Below are 18,817 nucleotides of genomic sequence, written 5' to 3' on the forward strand. Positions count from 1 at the left end.
GCGATGAAACGCCTGATTCTCCTGTTACTGTTCACCGCCAGCGCGTGGGCGCAACCGCTTGAGGTGCAGACCGGCCAGAACGCGGGCTCCACTCTCAGACCGCTGACCACCCTGGGCGTGGAGGCTGAAAGCGATCATGAACGCCAGCGCTTCGCCGAACTGCTGGTCAGGCAGGAATACCGGCGGCTGGAGAAAGAACTCGCTTTCCAGCGCGCGTATGACGCAGCCTGGCAGCGTCTGTATCCGGGCCTGACGCCGCTGAAAACCACCTCCGCCAGCACTTCCCGCGTTTCGCTGTTCGTCCAGGAGGACTGCCCTCCCTGCGACAGCCTGCTGCGTACCCTGCTGGCACAACAGCGCCCACTGGATATCTGGCTCGTCGGAAGCGAAGGCGATGATAACCGGGTGCGCCGCTGGGCGATGGCGCATGGCATTGACGCAAAACTGGTGAGTGAACACAGCATCACGCTTAACCATGACGCGGGCCGCTGGCTGCTGTTGGGCCAGAGCAAAATCCCGGTGGCGCTGGAGCGTAAGGGGGAGCAATGGCGCGAGGTCCTGCCCTGATCCTGCTGCTGCCCTGCCTGGCGCTGGCGCAGCCGCTGCCGGAAGCGTACCTGCGCGCCGCAGAGCATTTCCGCGTGCCGCCGGAACTGCTGTGGGCCGTCACACAGACCGAAAGCGGGGCGAACCTGAGTGGCAAACATCTCCCGTGGCCGTGGACGCTCAATATCGCCGGGACCGGCTACCGCTACGCCAGCCGGGAGCAGGCCTGTCAGGCGCTGCTGGCCGCCATCCGCCACACCAGCACAAAGCGTATTGACGTGGGGCTCGGGCAAATAAATATCGGCTGGCACCAGGCATATTTTGACTCTCCCTGCGATGCCCTGTATCCCCTGCAAAACCTGTCGCTCACCGCGCAACTGCTGCGTAAGCGCTACGATGAACGTCCCGGAAGCTGGCTCAATGCTGCCGCCCGCTATCACCGCCCTGCGGGCGGCGCGCCCGCTGCACGCTACCGCAAGCTGGTCAGCCACCATCTGCAACAGGCCGCACCGCCATGAGCCGCTACGCGCTGGAAGCGCTGCTGCGCCCACCCGTGGAGTTTTACAGCACCGTCACCGCAGGCTGTGGCGCATTAATCTGCCTGACGCAGGCCCCACTGCTGATGCTGACGCCGTGGCAGGCCCGCCTGATGGCCTGCGCCCTGATTCTGCTGGCCCTGCGACGAGGCTGGCAGGGATGGCAAATCGTACGCTACCACCGCAACCTCCTGCGCCTGCCGCGCTACGCGCTGACCAGCCGGAAAATCCCGGTCAGCAGCCAGAGGCTGTTTCTCGGTAAAGGCTTTCGCTGGCTGCCAATCCACACCCAGCGTCTGTACGACTGCCTGCAACCGGAAGCCGCACACAGGCTGCGCCCCGGATGGTGCTACCGTCTGGCAAGGCACATCGAAAAACGCAGCGAACATACTCTGCCCGGCCTTGCCCGCCTGCTCAGCGCCGATCGCTGGCTGAACCCGGTACGCCCGCTGCCGCCCGTCGGCGGCAATCCGTGGTTGCATGGGGTGGAACTGAAAGAGTGCGACGTCACCCTGCCGCTCAGTGAACGCCCCGGCCACACGCTGGTGCTTGGCACCACCCGCGTCGGCAAAACCCGGCTGGCGGAACTGCTTGCCACTCAGGACATCCGCCGTGGCGAGGTGGTGATCGTTTTCGATCCAAAAGGCGACGCCGATCTGCTGAAGCGTCTGTGGACAGAGGCGCAGCGCGCCGGACGCGGCGACCGCTTTATCCTGTTACATCTGGCATATCCGGAAATCTCCGCCCGCTACAACGCCATCGGGCGCTTTGGCCGTATCTCGGAGGTGGCGTCGCGCCTCACCGGACAGCTTTCCGGCGAAGGCAACTCGGCGGCCTTTCGCGAGTTCGCCTGGCGCTTCGTCAACATTATCGCCCGCGCCCTGGTGGCGCTCGGTCAGCGCCCTGACTATCAGTTAATTTCCCGCCACGTCGTCAATATCGACGCCCTGTTTATCGACTATGCCCGCATCGTGCTGCCGCGCCACAACGCGCGGGCGTGGGAAGTGGTGGCGCAGCTAGCGGAGCAGCTTAATGACCGGAATATGCCGCGCCATATGCTGGGCCGCGATCCTCACGTGGTTGCGCTGGAGCAGTATCTCAATGCGGAGAAATTATACGATCCGATCCTAGACGGGCTGCTCTCGGCGGTGCGCTATGACAAAACCTACTTCGACAAGATTGTCGCCTCGCTGCTGCCGCTGCTGGAAAAGCTGACCACCGGCACGCTTGCCGCCCTGCTCGCCCCGGACTATCACGATCTGGACGACGAGCGACCGATCCTCGACTGGCAGCAGGCGATCCGCCAGAAGGCGGTAGTCTATGTCGGGCTGGACGCGCTCTCCGATGCGGTGGTCGCTGCCGCCGTCGGCAACTCAATGTTTGCTGACCTGGTGAGCGTCGCCGGACATCTCTACAAGTTTGGTCTGAATGATGGACTGCCCGGCAACAGTGAAAAACCGCCGCCTATCAACCTGCATTGCGATGAGTTTAATGAACTGATGGGCGAGGAGTTTATTCCGCTGGTCAACAAGGGCGGCGGCGCAGGTATTCAGGTCACTGCCTACACGCAGACGCTGAGTGATATTCAGGCCCGCATCGGCAGCGCGCCGAAGGCAGGCCAGGTGGTAGGTAACTTCAACAATCTGATTATGCTGCGGGTGCGCGAAACCGCCACCGCCGAACTGCTGACAAAGCAACTGCCACAGGTCGAAGTGCGCAGCCGCCAGGTGAGTTCCGGCGTCACCGACACACCGGGCGGCATCAACAGCTTTACCAGCAACACCCGCGAACAGGTGACGAACCGCAATGTACCGCTGTCGATACTGCCGCGCTGATCCAGCTTCCCAAAGGACAGGCATTTGCTCTGCTCGAAGGCGGACAGCTGTGGAAAATTCGTCTGCCACTGCCCGTAGCAGATAAGCACAGCCCACTACCGGAGTCTGTGGCGCAACTGGCGTCCTGGATGCAGGCGCGCCAGCAGGAGCAGGTGGAATGAGTGAGCAGCGAACGCCTCCGTCACGCCCACTACAGGGACCGATTGGCTGGTTGCTATCGCTGGCCGGACGACTTATAGGGCTGGTTATTAGAGCGCTGGTTCTACGGATCGTACTAGAGCTAGCTGGGCTGTATTTCTGGTGGCCACAGGAGGGGAGCAGGCATGTTTTTCAGGTGATGAGCCAAGAGCGGGCGGAACTGGTTATTGCATTGCAGCCGCACCCTCTGGGGAATGAAATTCTGGTGCTGCTGGAAAAAGGGGGAAATCGCGTACTTATGGCCAACAGGCTCCTGCAGAAACCGTTCACCGCCCTGGCTTATACGCTGGTGAGTTTTATGCTTCGCCTGGTATGGCTTTCCGCCATGCTCCCACTGATTTGCCTGTGTGTTGTAATCGGGCTGACCGATGGTCTGGTGCAACGGGATTTGAGGCGGTTTGGCTCTGGGCTGGAATCTGTTTTTCTACATCTTTATATTATCAGATTCGCTAAATCAGTTACCTGTGTGCTTGGGTGGTTTTACTTGGTTCAGACGTTCTATTCACGATCTGTAAGTATTTTACTACCTACAATAGTATTTTCCGGAGTAATAATATATAGCTGTAGGCAGTTTCAAAAAGTGGTTATAATATTATATTATTCTTACATTGTTAAATCCGACATTTCTTACATATGGTCCTGCATTCAACCAAGCGCCTTGGATATTGTCACACGCTTCCTGTAAAGCCAAAAACATCATTAATAGATTACCATCATTACTGTCAACAACTATATGAGTTCCTGATTGCTGAGAAGAGTTTAACGATAATGGTGTATTATCAAGCTTTATAAATCCTTTATTTAATAAAACCACACCATCAAGTGCTGTACCTGGTGTTTGATATTTCGTTTGCTGATTCCATGATGGCAACGGGATCCTATTCGTTTGATGACTATTTAAGATCCAGTTATACACAGTATTCATTTGTGCTGGCCCATCATATGCCACAACATAATTTATAATTTTAGGTGGCACCCATCCAGTGCTGAAACTTTTATTTATGCTTGGGTTTAAAACTTTCGCGTTGTGAGCTGCCTTAACCGACTGGTCAATTGCAGATTGGTCTAATAATGATTTTACTTCTATTGTAGCAATTACTGACTCAATTAAAAAACCATTAACTCCACCGCCAAAATCTAATTTTGGATAATTGTTTTTATAGATGACAATATCATACTGATTTCTTTGTACTCTTGGTTGAGAGTTAGAATCTATAATTTCCCCTGAACCAATTGCCACATTAGAGCTTAAGTGCCCGGAAAGAAACTCTTTAATAAACGCTTCTCTCGGTGTACCTCTATGTAATGTATGTCCAGCATTAGCAGGAATCTGTGAGATAGAAACCAAATGATTCTCGGTTGCATTCATGTGTGTTTTTAACATTACTTAGCCCTTAAGTTTAGATGGAAATCAATTAATAGTAACTTCTACCAAGAAAAATAAGCAACTTCTTTTAGATGTAATAAACATTTACCGATAACCATCACACTCATCATTTCAATATATTGCAATTATATACACTCAAGGATATAAGCCTTATGTTATACAAATTAACACTACTATTATCCATAACGTTATATAACATTCTGGATTTTGTAATCGCTTCCCCAGAATCCACCCAACTCGCCCTTGCGCAGAAGCAACTCGACGGCGTAAAAACCTCGCTGGAGCGCGCCCAAACGAGTGCCAGCACCGATCCGCAGTCACGCTACGTCTTCGACTACTTACAGGCGCAGCAGGATCTCACCACCGTTGAACAGGGCATCCGCCGCTACCTTAGCCCGGCGAGAGCGCAGCCGCGCGCTCTCCAGCCACTGAGCGCCAGCTACCAGCGGGAGAACCCTGATGACTGACACCCAACTCGCCGCCTTTCAGGCCGCCAGCCTGAGCAAACCGGAGACCGTCAGCCTGCTGGTGCTCGGCCTGTTTACCAGCGTCCTGCTGCTGTGGTGCGCCTGGACGCTGCTGGTCGCCTAGCAGGGCGTCTGCCGCCAGCGCTTGAGCTGGCAGAGCTTTGGCGCGGTAGTGGCCCGTTCACTATTACTGGTGCTGGTCAGCTTCTGGCTAGTACTGAGCTGAGGAGGCATCATGCGCTGGCTTCTGTTACTGCTGTTCGCCACATTTAACGCCCTCGCTGACCTGCCGACGATGGAAGATCCGTCGCGCGGCCAGGGCAAAGGCATTATGGAGACGCTGCAAAACTACGGTTTTGACATCGTGGTACTGCTGGCGCTGGCCATCTGCGCCGTCGGTTTTCTGGTAGTGGCGAACAACTGCATTGCCACCTACTCGGAGATCCAGAGCGGGCGCAAGCAGTGGAAAGATCTGGGCTCTATGGCGGGCGTCGGCAGCATTCTTCTGGTGGTCATCATCTGGCTGCTCAACCAAGCTTCGGACGTCCTGTAATATGGCGACCATCCCCTTTCTCCCTGACCGTCTCAACCGCGAGCCTGTGGTCTGGCGCGGCCTGACCACCAGCGAACTGTTTCTGGCGCTGGTGAGCGGTCTTGGCGGTGGCTGTGCGTTCGGCATTCTGCTGGCCCTGATAACCCACTACTGGCCGTTAATCCCCGGTTCGGCGCTGGCGGGCGCGGCGTTACTGATTCAGGGCGGTGGGCGGATTCTGGCCCGCGCCAAACGCGGCAAGCCCGATAGCTGGCTGCCACAGGCGATCCTCTCCTGGCTGGAGCGCCATCATCTTCGGGGTACACCTAGTCCAGCACAGCACCGTGTGGGTGGTGCGCAGGAGTCCGCGATGAGCCGCTTTCGCCATGCGCTGGCCGAGCGCGATAACCATATCCTGACGCTACGGGCCGTGATTGTTCTGCTGTGCCTGTGTCTGGCTGGCGTCGGCTACGGCTGGTACAGCGCGCCGCAAAAGCTCACCCTCTGGTTCCCGCCGGATCTGCGCAGCGGCAGCACTCGTCCGTGGTGGGAGGTGCCGCCCGCCAGCGTCTACGCCTTCACCTTTTATATCTTCCAGCAATTGAACCGCTGGCCGGATAACGGCGAGGAAGACTATTCCCGCAACCTCCGCTCGCAGCGAGCCTACCTGACGCCCGCCTGTTACACCCGTCTGGAGCATGATTTTCAGGTACGGCGCAACAACGGTGAACTGCGCGAGCGCACGCGCGGCGTGTATGAACTTCCCGGCCACAGCTACAGCAACCTAGTGCATGACGGCGATAAACGCCCTGTTCGACCTGTTACCAGCAGGCACTATAATGAACCTGACGGTGGTGGTGTATCCGCAGGACAAACTGGAGCAGCACATCAGCCACCTTTCCGACCGGGCGATTGGCGACAATACCGATTCGGAATACACCCGCCGCGACTGCCACGAAGTGCGCAGCTATCTGAAAGACGGCCATAAGCTCTACCGCAGCACGCTGGCGTTTTACCTGCATGCGCCCGACATCGATGCCCTGTTTCGCCAGCAGCGCCAGCTACACAGCCTGTTGCTCAACGCCGGACTGGTTCCGGTGCAAGAACAACACGAAGTCGCCCCACTCAGCCACTGGCTGCGCCAGATTTGAAGGCGAACTATTTAACCGTGAAGGCCAGATGTGGCCGGAGGCGGATATCACCCTGGTGGATCTCGCCACCTTTGCCCTCGAAGGCTACGAAGCCCAGCTTGCCATCAGCTATATCTCACTGATTAACCATATCAATAACCTCGGCGAGCGCGACCAGCATCTGGCGAGGCCTATCGTCAATATCACCGATGAGGCGCATATCATTACCGTCAATCCGCTTCTGGCGCGGTTTCTGACTAAATGTTCAAAGATGTGGCGTAAGCTCGGGATCTGGCTGTGGCTGGCGACGCAGAACTTGGCGGATTTTCCCGATGAGGCGAAGAAGCTGCTCAATATGATCGAGTGGTGGGAACTGCTGGTGATGCCGCCGGAAGAGATCGATCAGGTGTGCCGGTTTAAGGCGCTGACGGAAGAACAGCGGTAACTGCTGCGCTCGGCGGTGAAATCACCGGGGCAGTATACCGAGGGTGTGGTGCTCTCGCCGCGCGTTGAAGTGCTGTTTCGGGTGATGCCGCCAGCGCTCTATCTGGCGCTGGCAATAACCGAGAAGCATGAGAAGGCCGAGCGGATGCGGATTATGCGGGAGATAGGGTGTAGTGAGGTGGAGGCAGCTAAAATAATGACCAAGACCTCTTTTGCCTATCGATGATACTTCGTTTATTTATCAATTATGATTGTAATCTTGGCAAACTCAGATTTACACTTAAATGGAAGTACCCTCTGATAATTAAATGCTTAGTTTTACGCCGAACAATCTAATCTTCTGTTACCTTTATATGTTTAAAACCACTTTGAATAAGCATAATATCCATGTATAAAATCGATTAAACACATAGAAAGAGTGGTTTACATGGAAATATTAGCTAAGAGCCCTAAAAATTGTAGTGCAGATGAACTGAAACTATTTGAGGAACTCGTATTCATGGGTGACGAAGTCGATCCCAACGGTCTGAAAGATAGAATATTAAATGCTGAGCAACTTTTTTTTATCAAAGAAGATAAATATGTTGGTATTGCTGCACTTAAACGACCGAAAAAATCTTATAAATCAGATGTTTTTTATAAAGCAGGTTCTTCTGATGAAGATAAGTATGAGTACGAAATAGGCTGGATCTATATCATTGAAGAAGAGAGAGAAAATGGATATGGAGGAATGTTAATGGATTCCATATCTAATTATTTATCTAATAACTCATCTAGCAAAGCTTGCTTTGGTACTGTTCGCGAAAATAATACTGGCATGCAACGTTTATTCGCCAAGCATGGTTTTTCAAAAGTAGGCCATTCATACAACAGTACCAGAGGGGAATATTCCCTTGTCCTATACGTACCCTATGTATAGCTATGCCTTTGTTATAGTTATATTTTAAATCAAAGGTTCATAGTTGACATTGTTAAATGTTATTAAACTAAGTAAGCGCAGCGATTACGAATCGCTCGCTTTACTTTCTTGTCTGACCTCTCTTGATTTGCATAAGCCCACCATTAATTAGCCCCCCAAAGATCATATAATCACACAGTTTAAAAAAATTATAAAATATGTTGTTTTTACAATCAGCCACCGCCTTTAAATGTCATTCCCATCCTTCTCCATTGATATTTTTCAAGAAATAATTCCTCATCTGACAATTTACTGTTCTATAAACACAGACGTTTGTATAACCCTTGAGACAAATTATATTGTAAATTTTCTGTCAAATAACCTTTTTCTTCGCATAAGCAATAATATCAACACGTTCTGATTCGGATAATGCCCAGAAAACTAGCATCAACTCCGCCAAATCATCATCTTCAGCATAAAAGTAAGCCAACGGCACCCGTAAAACCTCGGCCAGTTTTTGCACTATCTCCGTTCCCGGTTCATGTACACCCTTTTCATACCGATTGATGCGTGTACTGGCGACAAATTCATCAATGCCCGCTGCGATCCCCAGTCGTTTTTGGGAAAGCCCACTTGCCAGTCGCGCCTGCTTCAGGCGACGGCAAAAAATATCGTTGTAATGGTTACTTGTATTCATAACTACGAGAATCGTAGTTTTTGCTTGCTGCCGATACTACGATTAACGTAGTATCACAGTAACAGGTTAAAAGAGGCCGTATCTTAAGCATCATCTTTAGGGGAGATACCTACCATCTGGCGGGACGTTTCTAGCAACTGGAGTTGCGCATCAGGAGAGATGGGCAGCGAAGTTGAGAATCAGTTCAGCAAGATTCTCATCAGAAGTGAACAGCCATGGAAGGGGAACATTCAGCACATCAGCTATCCGTGCAACGGTTTCCATATCAGGCCCATGAACACCTTTCTCGTAGCGATTGAAACGGGTGCTTGCAACAGAAGGCTCTACAGCCGCAGCAATCCCCACAGCAGTCTGAGAAATGTCTAAGCGCTGTCGGGCTTCTTTTAATCGACGGATGAAAACATCCCTTTGTCTAAGTCGTTTTTGCATAACTACGAGATTCGTAGTTTTTTAATGACTTAGTTACTACGAAAAACGTAGCATAAGGATTGAAGAGATAAACGAAATGGCTAAAAAAGACTGGCACCCCGCCGGCATCGTTGCCGCTTTACACAAGCGCGGTACCAGTCTGGCGAAACTATCGCGGGAAGCGGGACCGGCCTCGTCAACACTGTCGAATACCCTGACGCGCCCGTGGCCGAAAGGCGAGTGGCTGATTGCCATCGCGCTGGAAATGCATCCATCAGAAATCTGGCCCGGCCGTTACCTCAATGCCAGTAACAAACGTGAACCCCGTAAACCGCTTCACCCCATGACAACAACCGACAACTCCGGGACATAACGACCCGCGCTGTGAGTGGCAGGACGCATTAACCAACGATACCTGACAGGAGAGTTGTTTATGCACACCGAACCACAACCATGCACCATCGCACCACTCGCAGGAGGCCGCCATGTTTCTGGTCTCCCTGGCTGAAGGCTTTATCCACCTGTTCCAGGCCGCAGGCATAATCTTCCTCGACATGATGACCGGGCTAATCCCGATGCTCATCTGCCTGCTGCTGGCCATCAACTTCCTGATGAAGCTGGAAGCCGGGCGCATCCTGCGCGGCCATATCAGCATGGACGACGTGATTAGCGTGCCGACGGAGTGGCTGGACTGGGCGGGCGCAAGCTCCCCGGTGTGGTTTCTGGGTTCCCACTGCTTTGACCTGGTGCGCCACCTCTCCGGCCAGGAAGTGGTGTCGGTGTACGCCGTCGGGCAGAAGCGGCTGATGGTCGAATGCGGTCTCGACACCTTTGACAGCGTGCAAAGCCTGCTGACAATGGCCGATGGCAGTTCGTGGGTGATGGAAAACTCGTGGGTGCTGCCGGAGGGGTTTCCGAAAGACAACGACGGGCGTATCGATATTCTCTGCAAGGCAACGTATATCCGCAGCACTTCACAGCATCGCGGACTGGAAATCACCACGCCGGGCATGACGCTCACGCCCAACAGCTATTTCATCAACTACCGCAACGGCGTTGCCAGCGGTTTCGGTATCGATTCTATAAACGACTTTGTGCGGGCGGTCATACATAAAGCGCCGTACCCGGTCACCGCGGTGGACGGACTGGCGGTCAGCCGGATCTGCGAGGCGGTACACCAGAGTCTCGATAGTCAAAAACCAATGTCATTAAAATAGTCGGCCAGCAGGGATGCTGGTATCCGCAAGCCCGTTTAATCACGCTTAATTTGTTTATTCTGGGAATAAACATACCGGAATCTGTCCCCGTATATTGATTCAATATCCAGGACAAAATCCAAGCGGGCAGAGTCTAAAGCCGCAGACCGAAGGATAAGTGAATCGCCTGAGCAGCGCTCGTCAGTCCCCCTTGCTTCAATTAAGAAAATCTCCTCGCCAACTTTAAATGAATCATTAGGTCTGGGTCCGCCAATCACAAAGCACTGGATATCCAGGCCTAACGCCTGCACTGCTCCGACAAAAATATTCCCGGCAACAGGTTCAACTTTTTTGCCATTGACCGTTACAGATATAGCAGAGACAAATGCAGTTCCCATTCCATTATTGATGATGTAAATACCCGATTTGTTCACCCGCCCGTCATTTGAAAAATAAGCGTTCATCCGCGGCTCAACAGAAATATGGTTATGCTTTATTTGCTCCTGCCTTTGCGACCAGGTAAACCACAGGGAAAGCAGCGCGATAATAATTCCGGTGAAGGCGAGAAGAGTATCTCTGTATTCCCTAAAAAATGCCGCCATTTGTTATCCTTAATTCAACATTGATCGTTAACGCCATTAAGTACCCTGTCCCGATAGTCTTCCAGCTGATGCCGCTGCAGATAGCTTTCTAACTCCTGTGCCCAGCGAGTTCCTTCGCCGAGCGTCGCGCGGCTATGGGTTGAGGCATAAAGATAACGTGTATCATAAAGATTAATCAGCGTCTGATTTACACTATCGATTTTGCACTTCGGATTTTTGAGCTGCTGTTCTAAAGCCCGGACAATACGGGCCCGATGTTCTTGATCGGTAGCAAAATCCCGTTCCTGTAATTCGCTGAGCACCAGAAATGAAGGAGGGATATCTTCTGCAATCGCTGCCTGTAAACGATAATGACCATCAAGAATAACAAATGAACCCAGCCCTGCTATATACCAGACAAGAACTGGAGGCAGCGCACCCTCACGGCATTTTTTACGCCACCATTTTAACCTTCCGGCATCAGGTTGTATAGGATAACGTCCGAATAGCAGGCTACCACCCCACCACCAATCCACTAATCTGACTTTGGCAGGATTAACCAAATCAGGAAAATCTCCGCCGTAGAGCGTCCAGCTACAACCGATATTCCCGCTGCTTTCTGGAGATTCAAAACGCCAGCTATTTGCAGGAACACGCTGTCCGGATAATTTCGGTAATGAATATTTGGCCTCCATCGGCCTTATCAGCCATCGGCGAGGAGACAGAAGAGGCACTGGCGCATTCATTAATTGCCGGGAAAAATAGCGACACCATTCACCTGTCCAGGCCCGTTCGCCTTTGTTTTTAATACCCTCAATATCTTCAGATGTGACAGCCGGTAATAATGTCTGGCAAGCGGAATGATCGGCATTAAACACCAACCAGACACCAGAATGATCTTCCAACATCGATGCCCAGAATAATGTCTTCCCGGAGACCTGTAGCGCCATCCGCCCATAACGACCACTTAGCATTTCCATTGCCACGTCGGTCCTCTGGCTGCTCTTGAGTGTCAACTCCAGACCCTGCCAGTTATTATTGCGATCAAAAAGATCTTTCCACCAATATTGGATCATTATCATCTTCCCTGATAAACAGAGGGTTAGTCTAAAACCTTTTGTAGTGGTCAAGTAATATTGGCCGCGGTTTTACAGTAAAAATGGTATCTGTGCTCTGACTCTACCAGCGCTTTTGGTAATGTCACAGCTACAGTTCGTGGGAAAGATGTAAAGCTCGAAATAACGCAGCACCCGCTTCTTATGTTCTACCGACTAGTTCACGTTGCTGGTTACCCATTCGCGTGCCACCCACAGGCTCAAACGTATGTTCCGGCGTTATAGCAAGGCGTTCAGCCTTTCGGTGCGCACTCGGATCGATGCCGGAAATCAGTAGTAATTGGGCCTCTTCACGCATGCGTCTTGCCTGTGCAAGCGTCAAAAGCGGATCAGAGCCTAAAGCGAGCTTTTTTTCTTTGTTTACAAAGCGGTACTTGATGTACTAGCGTTTTGAACCGTTAGGGTTAACCAGCAGGTAAAGTCCATGCGAGTCACTGAACTTATACGGCTTGCCACAAGGCTTGGCGTGGACTATAGCGCGATCTGTTAGTGCCATTTGGGGGCCTCACTATTATCGAACTACGTCTAAGCCCCCAATTTGGCCCCCAAATCACGTGGATGTCAATGGATGAAAAATGACCAACACGGAAAGACCATTAAATAAATATGGTTATTATCGAAAAATAAATTATCTTTGAATTACAGGTGGATATGGAAGAATTTGGACGGAAATGGACGCAAAAAAAGCCACCATTAGGTAGCTAATTATTACATCACTTGGTGCGAACGCCGAACTCGCACATTACATTAAACCTCATGATTTATAAATAATTTAAATATCATCATTGATAATATACCAACACAGATACCAACACATAAATTCATTGATTTTCGGTATCGAACCCGGACGATTAATGCCAGCCCGAGTTATTAAACCAATCACTCATCATCGTCTTCCACTGGTTCCAGCACGTCAAGCGCAACTCTCACCATCGCGATAGAACCAATACGGACAAAAGCGTCTTCACCATCCTCATCGGTCAGCATGTAACGATCCGTTGTTTCAGGTTCACAATCCAGCATTTCAAAAAACGCGTTCAACTGACCGATTTCACACGTCTCTTCGTTTTGCGGCGCATCAGTCTCAACGCACAGTGGAATCTCACCCCCTCCGTTCACCAGGGTGATATGGACATTAAAATAATCGTCTTCGCAGTCATCATCCTCTTCGTCAACGATTGGCCGCAGACCATCAGACAAAAACTGGTGAAATACCACTTCACGCATATTTAACGCATACCGATACTCGGAAGAATCAAAAACGAAGAAGCGCTCTGTGTTTGGGGCGGTTTTTTCCTGAAAATAATAATAAAACCTCCGCTTATCCGCCGCTGAAATGGGCAACAGCAAATAGTCCTGATATCCCTGTAGCCAAAGTTTTACGGTCCAGAGACCACTGTCCATTTCAATACCGCTTGTGGCTATCGCTTCAAGATCTTCATCGGTTTTACGACGCTTCTTGCGGAAGTCGTTTATCAACCGATCGCTTTCCGGGAACACGACATTTAGAGGCTTATCCAGGGCATTGCATATTGCCTGTGCGAGACTCAGCTTTGCGGCAACTTTTCCGGTTTCGATACGTTGAATTTGCTGCTGGCTGGTGCCAACCATAAATGCCAGTTCGCGTTGGGTGATAGATAGCTGGGTACGAAGCTGTTTGATGTTGTTCTGTAACATGGCATCCATCCTTCATAAGGGGCAGAGAGTGCCATTAAAACACATAAATGAGTAAAGACACAAAATTGTGTTTTTTTCCTCAGTAATCAACGCGCATGAACGAAAAGAAAATTCCTTCATCGTTCTTCTTTCGTATGCCAGAGATCCACGATATAGATATCATTGTCACGGAGTTCGTAGTGAACCTCGTAGTCATCAAACAACACTTTTCGGACTTGCCGAGGTTCATACCGAGTCTGCTGTACGCCAATTGCTGGATGTGCTGTAAGATCAGCGCATCCAGTAATCAGGCGATCCAAAACGTCATCGGCGTGCTGGCGGCTATACTGAAGGGCAAAACGGTAGATACGCTCCAAGTCATCCTGAGCTTTAAGCGTCCAGTAAATTTCCATTTATCAAGCTTTCTTTAAACGGTTGGCAAAATCTACCATATCCGAATGACTCACCACACGACCAGCATCCACATCGGCAAGACCGGCCTGGATACTCTGATGACGCCGTTCTCTTTCTGCCAGCATACTGGTCAATGCTTCCTTAATAATCCAGCTCTTAGAACGATCTAACTCAATTGCCAGATTTTCAACAGCAGCAGCCAACTCAACTGGAATCTGGGCGCTGATGGTCTGTTTAGCGGAAGAAGCCATAGGGATTACCTCGTTTAATAATACTTAATAACTCCTATTAAGATTAGCATAGAGGTGCCTATAAAAACATCACATCTTATTTCACAGGCAACATCCCCGGATAGTGTTTAGCCACGATATCATTCAATCCAGACGCTTAAACGTGATATGCCCGCTGCCCTTCTGAAAATAGCGAATGGTGAACAAATCATCTTCGAAAACCTGCTGATGCGGATTGTCACGCACAAAGTCCATAAACCGGATGGATACATCATGCCGGTTGTCGGGAATAGTCTTCCCGTCAAGCAGGTACAGCATCCGCTCCAGATCGGCGAGCTGATCGCGTCGCCAGCCCCAGTTCAGGCTGTAGCCCCATCGGTCATGCTTCACCAGATTGTTGACGATAATCCTCTTACTGAAGTAGCAGGGATTATTGGTTTTATAGTCCCACGACAACCCTTTGAACACATTGATAATGCCGCGTTCAAAAACATCCTGCTTGTTATGGTGCAACTGTTTAAAGGTACTCAGAATATTGGCTTTACTGATGGCCGGAAGATCGCCTTCATCCAGATCCTTTGCCCACTGGTTGCGAGCCTCGGCATCCATCAACGACAACATCCCCGATTTCAGCATCAGGTCACGCCAGATGCTGCGATCGATATTGCGGGCGATAACTGGCAGGGCTTTGTCCGTTGCCTGCATCAACCAGCAGTCAAAAGCCCGCCCTTGCCGCATCGCCCAGTGCTCCGCCGTGTTGCCGCCAATACTGGATGTCAGGCGGGAAATCTCATCAAGCTGGTGGATGACGGCTTCAATCTGTTGCAGCGCAGCATTCCGCCCGGTGACGATCCGTTCAATATTTGTCGAGCAGATAAGTTCGTTATGGTTAGTTAACACTTCAGCTTCTGTTTGCATAATTTTCCGTCCGTATAAAAGCAAACACGCCTGCCGGGAATGGCAGGCGCATTATGCAGGGAGTTAACAGGGAAGAAAGATCGGGAATGTAATATGGGAAGGCTGCTCGCAAGATTCAGTGTGCCGCGAGATAGCGTTGACGTCGCAACAGACCCGTAGCCTGTCGGGCCCGCAGAATGTCTACAGCCCGAAGATAGGGTGATTGTTCCTGCCAGCTAAATCCCTTGCGATCAATACGAACCAGCTCGTATTTCTCTACAATAAAGTTCACGGCATTAGCCAGCGTGATACCGGCGTCAATGTGTTCCTGAATCACCTTCTCTACGCTAAACGGCGTGTCACTGAGTTCGAGGCCATAATGTTTAGCCAGTAAATGGGTCAGCAGTTTTTGCCAGATTTCGACAGGCGACGGCTGTGACGGGGTTGCCCGGTGTGGGTGGTTGTATTGGGTTTGCATAATGAAATTCCATTGGTAAACAGATAGTGAGGGGGGATGCCGGTCAGTTTTTAACGACGGTTGGGTAAAGCGAAAGATAAACGTAACCGAACGATCCGCGAGTGTCGGCTTCGCAGGTTATGCCCCGGAGTGCAGTCGTAAAGCGTCTGGCTTCGCGCGGATTAAGTGCGCCAGTGCGTAAAGCGACCTCCATTCGTTTAATAAACATTGGAAATAAGATATTCAGAGTCTTTAGTTGCGCCGGGGTAAATTCACCGTAAATACCCGCCCGGTCAGCCAGATAGTGCAGGTGATTACCTTCCTGAACTAACCGGGCGCCAAATGATGGGAAGACATCGTTCCGTAGTCCCCATACTGGCGTGGATTGTGTTTCATTTGTGTCCATTTTGGATTTTCCGTAAATATGATTAATTCAGGGTCACACAGCGCAGGAGTGCATACGGGCCATGCCGATCCGGACAGCGCCATTGAAAAATACCGCGCTTATATGCTGGAACACGAAAACCAGCCTTTACAGCCCGGAACAGGCTACCCCTTAGTCAAAGCGTTGCTGGGTCTGAACCGGTACCGCCAGCCGGATGATAAATCGCCGTTGGTTGAGGTTGTTGTGATGTCGCGTAACAGTCCTGATACAGGTATCCGCGTTTTGAATACCATTCGCCATGACAAACTCGATATTACACGTTCAGCTTTTACCGCAGGCGAAACCGTTGCCGATTACCTTGATGCCTTTGATGTGGATCTGTTTTTAACAACTAACGTTGAAGATGCGCAAAAGGTGATTGATTCCCGATTCTGCGCCGCTGCAATCCTGAAAGATCCACCTTCTGACGCATCTGATATCCCGGAAGGGCAAGTGCGCATTGCTTTTGACGGCGACGCGGTACTTTTTTCCGATCAAAGCGAACTGGTTTATAAGACCCAAGGAATGGCTGCCTTTCATGCTCAGGAAGACGCGCAACAGGATATCCCTATGGAAGAGGGACCTTATGCCACTTTGCTAAAAAAAATAGCCAAGCTTCAGGAACGATTGCCGACCCGCGTTGAGTATTCTCCTGTTCGTATTGCATTGGTGACAGCCAGAAATAGCCCTTCGGAAATGCGCGTTATTAAAACGCTAAGAAGCTGGGGGGTATATGTCGATGAAGCTTTTTTTCTTGGCGGTGTAGAGAAAACAAAAGTTCTGAAGGCGTTTAAACCGCATATTTTCTTCGACGATCAGGACGTGCATTTGATCGCAGCGGCCAAGGTTGTATCTTCTGGAAAAGTCCCTTATGCCAGTAACTCCGAACTTGCAGAACGTGAAGCATCGTAATTATCGCTGACAAACCATTTCGTCATCAAGGCTGAATGGTTTGTATGCCACACGCAAAATAACTGCCCTACCCCAGCTCAATGTTCCCCTCTAAACACCTCTTTCCTATGCCATTCCACAAACCGCTCGCCCGGATAATTTTCTTTAACCGGGGGCAACGCAATCGCCTTTCCCGCAAAATCCCAGAACAGCCGCTGTACCACCCCACCACCATTTACCGCGTCGGAAACTATCACACGCATATTTTCATCCAAACCAATCGAACCACGATCAAACGCTTTATGATGGATTGCGCACAATGCCAGGCCATTAGGTACTTCACAAGGGCCATGGTTCTGCTTCCATCTGATATGGGCAGCTTCCAGAGCAATTGGCGCATTGTCGTGGCGCATGTTGAAGCCGCAGATCGCGCACTGATAATTGTAAGCACGTAGCACCATCTGGCGGAACTTCGGATCGCGTTGACGGAGAGAGGTGCGAATATCAAAACCCATCTCGTCAGCGATGTCTTCCTGAATACTGGTCGGGAAATGCGTCTCCAGGATCTGCTGCGCCAGCGTGTCGATTAGTTTACGTTTTTTTGTTACCAGCGCGAAATTGTCGGCATCAAATCCACCAGCGACATTATATTCAATGAGTTCACGCTTGGGTGGCTGGCGGCTACCGCTGACTGAGCACGATTCCGCGTTTTGCAGTTCCCAGAAACCATCGCCCTTCAGACGCCAGAACGGCATATCCGGACGCTGTTCACGGCGCTGTGGCCCATAGCGTTCCAGCAAATCCCGCAGTTGCTCATGAATTTCAGGGCCATAATCAAACAGGCGATCGTGCCCCTGCCGATAGTGCGAGAGAACATACAGCAGCAATAACGGCTTATGCGGCGCACGCTGTTCGCCTTTGCGCCAGATGGTGATGTTCGCTATCGCCTGCCGGAGAGTTTTGTCGGAAACCATAATACCGGATCGCCTGTGTGCATATATTTGCGATCATGCTCGCAAAGTTTTGCGCAATCAAGGCGTTATTACAGCTTATTTAGAATACTGCCTGGCTCAACATTCACCAGGCGACAGAAACGGACCAGCGAGCAAAACGCAGCTCACTGGATCGAATAAAGATAAGCAGAGTGAGTTCCGTTGCCCAGCGGGTTAGCGGCCTGCCGGTATAGCTGTCTATTTTCTGGAGCAATTCAGGGATGCGTTTTAACGCCAGCGCCGGACGGTGCTGTCGATTGCCAGAAGCAACCGCTCCTGCCATCTCTTGTGCCGGGTTATAATCAATTAACCCGCTTTGTACCGCATAACGCATAATGGCCGTAGTGCGCTGTTGAAAACGGGCAGCAACATCAAGACGTCCAGACATCTCTACGGCTTTAATGGGCGCTAATAAATCGCGAGTTTTTAACTCAGCGATATTACGTTCACCAAGCGCTGCAAAGAGATTATCTTCCAGGCTTTTTAGCACACGATGGGCGTGATCTTCAGACCACTTTTGGTTGGTGCCATGCCACTCGATCGCCACCTCTTTGAAGGTCCGTGCTTTACTCTGTTCAACCTTATCATTTTTCTTTTTGTCTCCCGGATCGACGCCATTCGCTAGTAGCTTACGCGCTTCGTCACGACGTGCTCTTGCATCCGCCAGTGTGATTTCAGGGTAAACCCCAAGTGCCAACATCTTTTGCTTGCCGTCATAACGGTACTGCAAACGCCAGTACTTAGAACCATTTGGATGGACAAAAAGGTGCATACCGCTGCCATCGGTCAGTTTGTATTGCTTATCCGTTGGCTTGGCTGTTCTGACCTTGATATCTGTTAACGCCATGCTTATCCCCTCCCTGTTGGTACAAGCATTATCGAACCG

General features: G+C 51.0%; 20 protein-coding genes and 9 pseudogenes. 15 read left to right on the forward strand and 14 right to left on the reverse strand.

Annotated features, from left to right (window positions below):
- The first annotated feature begins 3 nt into the window (after positions 1 to 3).
- The 4 genes and pseudogenes from ACH0VJ_RS06785 to ACH0VJ_RS06800 all read left to right on the forward strand — a co-directional run bounded on the left by ACH0VJ_RS06785 (position 4) and on the right by ACH0VJ_RS06800 (position 3,705).
- Entirely contained in the window at positions 4 to 567 is a 564-nt protein-coding gene (locus tag ACH0VJ_RS06785; RefSeq protein ID WP_000825592.1) for a TIGR03759 family integrating conjugative element protein, read from the forward strand.
- Entirely contained in the window at positions 546 to 1,064 is a 519-nt protein-coding gene (locus ACH0VJ_RS06790; protein ID WP_000090693.1) for a transglycosylase SLT domain-containing protein, read from the forward strand. The genes ACH0VJ_RS06785 and ACH0VJ_RS06790 overlap by 22 nt, the downstream gene beginning before the upstream one ends.
- A pseudogene (traD, locus tag ACH0VJ_RS06795) lies at positions 1,061 to 3,078 on the forward strand (type IV conjugative transfer system coupling protein TraD). Before ACH0VJ_RS06790 ends, traD begins: the two are co-directional and overlap by 4 nt.
- Positions 3,075 to 3,705 (forward strand): annotated as a pseudogene (locus ACH0VJ_RS06800) (DUF4400 domain-containing protein). The pseudogenes traD and ACH0VJ_RS06800 overlap by 4 nt, the downstream one beginning before the upstream one ends.
- A gap of 2 nt (positions 3,706 to 3,707) precedes the next feature.
- On the opposite strand, the gene ACH0VJ_RS06805 reads toward ACH0VJ_RS06800, so the two are convergent.
- On the reverse strand, positions 3,708 to 4,499 hold the full coding sequence (locus ACH0VJ_RS06805) for a DUF6602 domain-containing protein (protein ID WP_024133357.1): 792 nt from the start codon (positions 4,497 to 4,499) through the stop codon (positions 3,708 to 3,710).
- Between the two features lie 155 nt (positions 4,500 to 4,654).
- Between ACH0VJ_RS06805 and ACH0VJ_RS06810 the strand changes: the two genes are divergently transcribed.
- From ACH0VJ_RS06810 to ACH0VJ_RS06840, 7 genes and pseudogenes are all read left to right on the forward strand, one after another.
- On the forward strand, positions 4,655 to 4,969 hold the full coding sequence (locus ACH0VJ_RS06810) for an RAQPRD family integrative conjugative element protein (RefSeq protein ID WP_000966040.1): 315 nt from the start codon (positions 4,655 to 4,657) through the stop codon (positions 4,967 to 4,969).
- Positions 4,962 to 5,093 (forward strand): TIGR03758 family integrating conjugative element protein, encoded by a 132-nt coding sequence (locus ACH0VJ_RS06815; RefSeq protein WP_001536177.1) that lies wholly within the window; start codon positions 4,962 to 4,964, stop codon positions 5,091 to 5,093. Before ACH0VJ_RS06810 ends, ACH0VJ_RS06815 begins: the two co-directional genes overlap by 8 nt.
- A 111-nt stretch (positions 5,094 to 5,204) precedes the next feature.
- Positions 5,205 to 5,522, forward strand: coding sequence for a TIGR03745 family integrating conjugative element membrane protein (locus ACH0VJ_RS06820; protein ID WP_001267430.1), 318 nt, complete (start codon positions 5,205 to 5,207; stop codon positions 5,520 to 5,522).
- A 1-nt stretch (position 5,523) separates the two neighbouring features.
- A pseudogene (locus ACH0VJ_RS06825) lies at positions 5,524 to 5,763 on the forward strand (TIGR03750 family conjugal transfer protein); the annotation flags it as partial.
- Between the two features lie 108 nt (positions 5,764 to 5,871).
- Positions 5,872 to 6,285: pseudogene (locus ACH0VJ_RS06830) on the forward strand (PFL_4703 family integrating conjugative element protein); the annotation flags it as partial.
- Positions 6,286 to 6,301: 16 nt separating this feature from the next.
- Positions 6,302 to 7,301: pseudogene (locus ACH0VJ_RS06835) on the forward strand (hypothetical protein); the annotation flags it as partial.
- Positions 7,302 to 7,502: 201 nt separating this feature from the next.
- The gene (locus ACH0VJ_RS06840; protein WP_000404199.1) at positions 7,503 to 7,994 is read left to right on the forward strand and encodes a GNAT family N-acetyltransferase; all 492 of its coding nucleotides are present in this window, start codon (positions 7,503 to 7,505) and stop codon (positions 7,992 to 7,994) included.
- A 352-nt stretch (positions 7,995 to 8,346) separates the two neighbouring features.
- Here ACH0VJ_RS06840 and ACH0VJ_RS06845 read toward each other — a convergent pair whose 3' ends face one another.
- Together ACH0VJ_RS06845 and ACH0VJ_RS06850 are read right to left on the reverse strand one after the other, a co-directional pair.
- Positions 8,347 to 8,670, reverse strand: coding sequence for a helix-turn-helix domain-containing protein (locus tag ACH0VJ_RS06845; RefSeq protein ID WP_001098042.1), 324 nt, complete (start codon positions 8,668 to 8,670; stop codon positions 8,347 to 8,349).
- 150 nt (positions 8,671 to 8,820) lie between these two features.
- A complete protein-coding gene (locus ACH0VJ_RS06850; protein ID WP_023196253.1) occupies positions 8,821 to 9,099 on the reverse strand; it encodes a helix-turn-helix domain-containing protein in 279 nt (92 codons plus the stop codon).
- 76 nt (positions 9,100 to 9,175) lie between these two features.
- On the opposite strand from ACH0VJ_RS06850, the gene ACH0VJ_RS06855 reads away from it, so the two are divergent.
- From ACH0VJ_RS06855 to ACH0VJ_RS06865, 3 genes and pseudogenes are all read left to right on the forward strand, one after another.
- Entirely contained in the window at positions 9,176 to 9,451 is a 276-nt protein-coding gene (locus tag ACH0VJ_RS06855; protein ID WP_001074456.1) for a helix-turn-helix transcriptional regulator, read from the forward strand.
- Between the two features lie 112 nt (positions 9,452 to 9,563).
- A pseudogene (locus tag ACH0VJ_RS06860) lies at positions 9,564 to 9,698 on the forward strand (PTS glucitol/sorbitol transporter subunit IIC); the annotation flags it as partial.
- Positions 9,699 to 10,295 (forward strand): annotated as a pseudogene (locus ACH0VJ_RS06865) (Gfo/Idh/MocA family oxidoreductase); the annotation flags it as partial. It abuts the pseudogene before it with no gap.
- A gap of 35 nt (positions 10,296 to 10,330) precedes the next feature.
- Here ACH0VJ_RS06865 and ACH0VJ_RS06870 read toward each other — a convergent pair.
- From ACH0VJ_RS06870 to ACH0VJ_RS06910, 9 genes and pseudogenes are all read right to left on the reverse strand, one after another.
- Positions 10,331 to 10,876 carry a hypothetical protein gene (locus ACH0VJ_RS06870; RefSeq protein WP_000718702.1) on the reverse strand — a complete coding sequence of 182 codons (546 nt, stop codon included), beginning with the start codon at positions 10,874 to 10,876 and terminating at the stop codon, positions 10,331 to 10,333.
- A gap of 14 nt (positions 10,877 to 10,890) precedes the next feature.
- Positions 10,891 to 11,931 carry a ParB/Srx family N-terminal domain-containing protein gene (locus ACH0VJ_RS06875; RefSeq protein ID WP_000617192.1) on the reverse strand — a complete coding sequence of 347 codons (1,041 nt, stop codon included), beginning with the start codon at positions 11,929 to 11,931 and terminating at the stop codon, positions 10,891 to 10,893.
- 181 nt (positions 11,932 to 12,112) lie between these two features.
- On the reverse strand, positions 12,113 to 12,292 hold the full coding sequence (locus ACH0VJ_RS06880; RefSeq protein WP_229023603.1) for an Arm DNA-binding domain-containing protein: 180 nt from the start codon (positions 12,290 to 12,292) through the stop codon (positions 12,113 to 12,115).
- A 557-nt stretch (positions 12,293 to 12,849) separates the two neighbouring features.
- Positions 12,850 to 13,647, reverse strand: a complete 798-nt coding sequence (locus ACH0VJ_RS06885; protein WP_000940054.1) for a helix-turn-helix transcriptional regulator — start codon at positions 13,645 to 13,647, stop codon at positions 12,850 to 12,852.
- A gap of 116 nt (positions 13,648 to 13,763) precedes the next feature.
- Positions 13,764 to 14,039 carry a type II toxin-antitoxin system RelE/ParE family toxin gene (locus ACH0VJ_RS06890; protein ID WP_000409331.1) on the reverse strand — a complete coding sequence of 92 codons (276 nt, stop codon included), beginning with the start codon at positions 14,037 to 14,039 and terminating at the stop codon, positions 13,764 to 13,766.
- 3 nt (positions 14,040 to 14,042) lie between these two features.
- Complete coding sequence (locus ACH0VJ_RS06895; protein WP_000168386.1) at positions 14,043 to 14,291, reverse strand: CopG family ribbon-helix-helix protein; 249 nt, start codon at positions 14,289 to 14,291, stop codon at positions 14,043 to 14,045.
- 76 nt (positions 14,292 to 14,367) lie between these two features.
- Positions 14,368 to 15,188 (reverse strand): annotated as a pseudogene (locus ACH0VJ_RS06900) (DUF4942 domain-containing protein).
- 115 nt (positions 15,189 to 15,303) lie between these two features.
- Positions 15,304 to 15,645: a TA system toxin CbtA family protein gene (locus ACH0VJ_RS06905; RefSeq protein WP_001194750.1), complete on the reverse strand. Its 342-nt coding sequence runs from the start codon at positions 15,643 to 15,645 to the stop codon at positions 15,304 to 15,306.
- Positions 15,646 to 15,688: 43 nt separating this feature from the next.
- Entirely contained in the window at positions 15,689 to 16,030 is a 342-nt protein-coding gene (locus ACH0VJ_RS06910) for a type IV toxin-antitoxin system YeeU family antitoxin (protein ID WP_000380486.1), read from the reverse strand.
- Between the two features lie 18 nt (positions 16,031 to 16,048).
- Here ACH0VJ_RS06910 and ACH0VJ_RS06915 point away from each other — a divergent pair, with 18 nt between their 5' ends.
- Positions 16,049 to 16,960, forward strand: a complete 912-nt coding sequence (locus ACH0VJ_RS06915; protein WP_001536490.1) for a 5'-nucleotidase — start codon at positions 16,049 to 16,051, stop codon at positions 16,958 to 16,960.
- 77 nt (positions 16,961 to 17,037) lie between these two features.
- Here ACH0VJ_RS06915 and ACH0VJ_RS06920 read toward each other — a convergent pair whose 3' ends face one another.
- Both ACH0VJ_RS06920 and ACH0VJ_RS06925 read right to left on the reverse strand, forming a co-directional pair.
- Complete coding sequence (locus ACH0VJ_RS06920) at positions 17,038 to 17,913, reverse strand: phosphorothioated DNA-binding restriction endonuclease (protein WP_000253099.1); 876 nt, start codon at positions 17,911 to 17,913, stop codon at positions 17,038 to 17,040.
- Positions 17,914 to 18,034: 121 nt separating this feature from the next.
- Positions 18,035 to 18,778 (reverse strand): annotated as a pseudogene (locus ACH0VJ_RS06925) (tyrosine-type recombinase/integrase); the annotation flags it as partial.
- Between the last annotated feature and the right edge of the window lie 39 nt (positions 18,779 to 18,817).

Origin of the sequence: Salmonella sp. 2020_1459, assembly GCF_043847915.1 — a bacterium.
Taxonomy (GTDB): Bacteria; Pseudomonadota; Gammaproteobacteria; order Enterobacterales; family Enterobacteriaceae; genus Salmonella; species Salmonella enterica.

What these genes read in the sequence shown, in the direction of transcription:
- ACH0VJ_RS06785 (WP_000825592.1), top strand. Translation starts at nt 4, where the DNA reads ATGAAACGCCTGATTCTCCTGTTACTGTTCACCGCCAGCGCGTGGGCG.
- ACH0VJ_RS06790 (WP_000090693.1), top strand. Translation starts at nt 546, where the DNA reads ATGGCGCGAGGTCCTGCCCTGATCCTGCTGCTGCCCTGCCTGGCGCTG.
- ACH0VJ_RS06805 (WP_024133357.1), bottom strand. Translation starts at nt 4,499, where the DNA reads ATGTTAAAAACACACATGAATGCAACCGAGAATCATTTGGTTTCTATC.
- ACH0VJ_RS06810 (WP_000966040.1), top strand. Translation starts at nt 4,655, where the DNA reads ATGTTATACAAATTAACACTACTATTATCCATAACGTTATATAACATT.
- ACH0VJ_RS06815 (WP_001536177.1), top strand. Translation starts at nt 4,962, where the DNA reads ATGACTGACACCCAACTCGCCGCCTTTCAGGCCGCCAGCCTGAGCAAA.
- ACH0VJ_RS06820 (WP_001267430.1), top strand. Translation starts at nt 5,205, where the DNA reads ATGCGCTGGCTTCTGTTACTGCTGTTCGCCACATTTAACGCCCTCGCT.
- ACH0VJ_RS06840 (WP_000404199.1), top strand. Translation starts at nt 7,503, where the DNA reads ATGGAAATATTAGCTAAGAGCCCTAAAAATTGTAGTGCAGATGAACTG.
- ACH0VJ_RS06845 (WP_001098042.1), bottom strand. Translation starts at nt 8,670, where the DNA reads ATGAATACAAGTAACCATTACAACGATATTTTTTGCCGTCGCCTGAAG.
- ACH0VJ_RS06850 (WP_023196253.1), bottom strand. Translation starts at nt 9,099, where the DNA reads ATGCAAAAACGACTTAGACAAAGGGATGTTTTCATCCGTCGATTAAAA.
- ACH0VJ_RS06855 (WP_001074456.1), top strand. Translation starts at nt 9,176, where the DNA reads ATGGCTAAAAAAGACTGGCACCCCGCCGGCATCGTTGCCGCTTTACAC.
- ACH0VJ_RS06870 (WP_000718702.1), bottom strand. Translation starts at nt 10,876, where the DNA reads ATGGCGGCATTTTTTAGGGAATACAGAGATACTCTTCTCGCCTTCACC.
- ACH0VJ_RS06875 (WP_000617192.1), bottom strand. Translation starts at nt 11,931, where the DNA reads ATGATCCAATATTGGTGGAAAGATCTTTTTGATCGCAATAATAACTGG.
- ACH0VJ_RS06885 (WP_000940054.1), bottom strand. Translation starts at nt 13,647, where the DNA reads ATGTTACAGAACAACATCAAACAGCTTCGTACCCAGCTATCTATCACC.
- ACH0VJ_RS06890 (WP_000409331.1), bottom strand. Translation starts at nt 14,039, where the DNA reads ATGGAAATTTACTGGACGCTTAAAGCTCAGGATGACTTGGAGCGTATC.
- ACH0VJ_RS06895 (WP_000168386.1), bottom strand. Translation starts at nt 14,291, where the DNA reads ATGGCTTCTTCCGCTAAACAGACCATCAGCGCCCAGATTCCAGTTGAG.
- ACH0VJ_RS06905 (WP_001194750.1), bottom strand. Translation starts at nt 15,645, where the DNA reads ATGCAAACCCAATACAACCACCCACACCGGGCAACCCCGTCACAGCCG.
- ACH0VJ_RS06910 (WP_000380486.1), bottom strand. Translation starts at nt 16,030, where the DNA reads ATGGACACAAATGAAACACAATCCACGCCAGTATGGGGACTACGGAAC.
- ACH0VJ_RS06915 (WP_001536490.1), top strand. Translation starts at nt 16,049, where the DNA reads ATGATTAATTCAGGGTCACACAGCGCAGGAGTGCATACGGGCCATGCC.
- ACH0VJ_RS06920 (WP_000253099.1), bottom strand. Translation starts at nt 17,913, where the DNA reads ATGGTTTCCGACAAAACTCTCCGGCAGGCGATAGCGAACATCACCATC.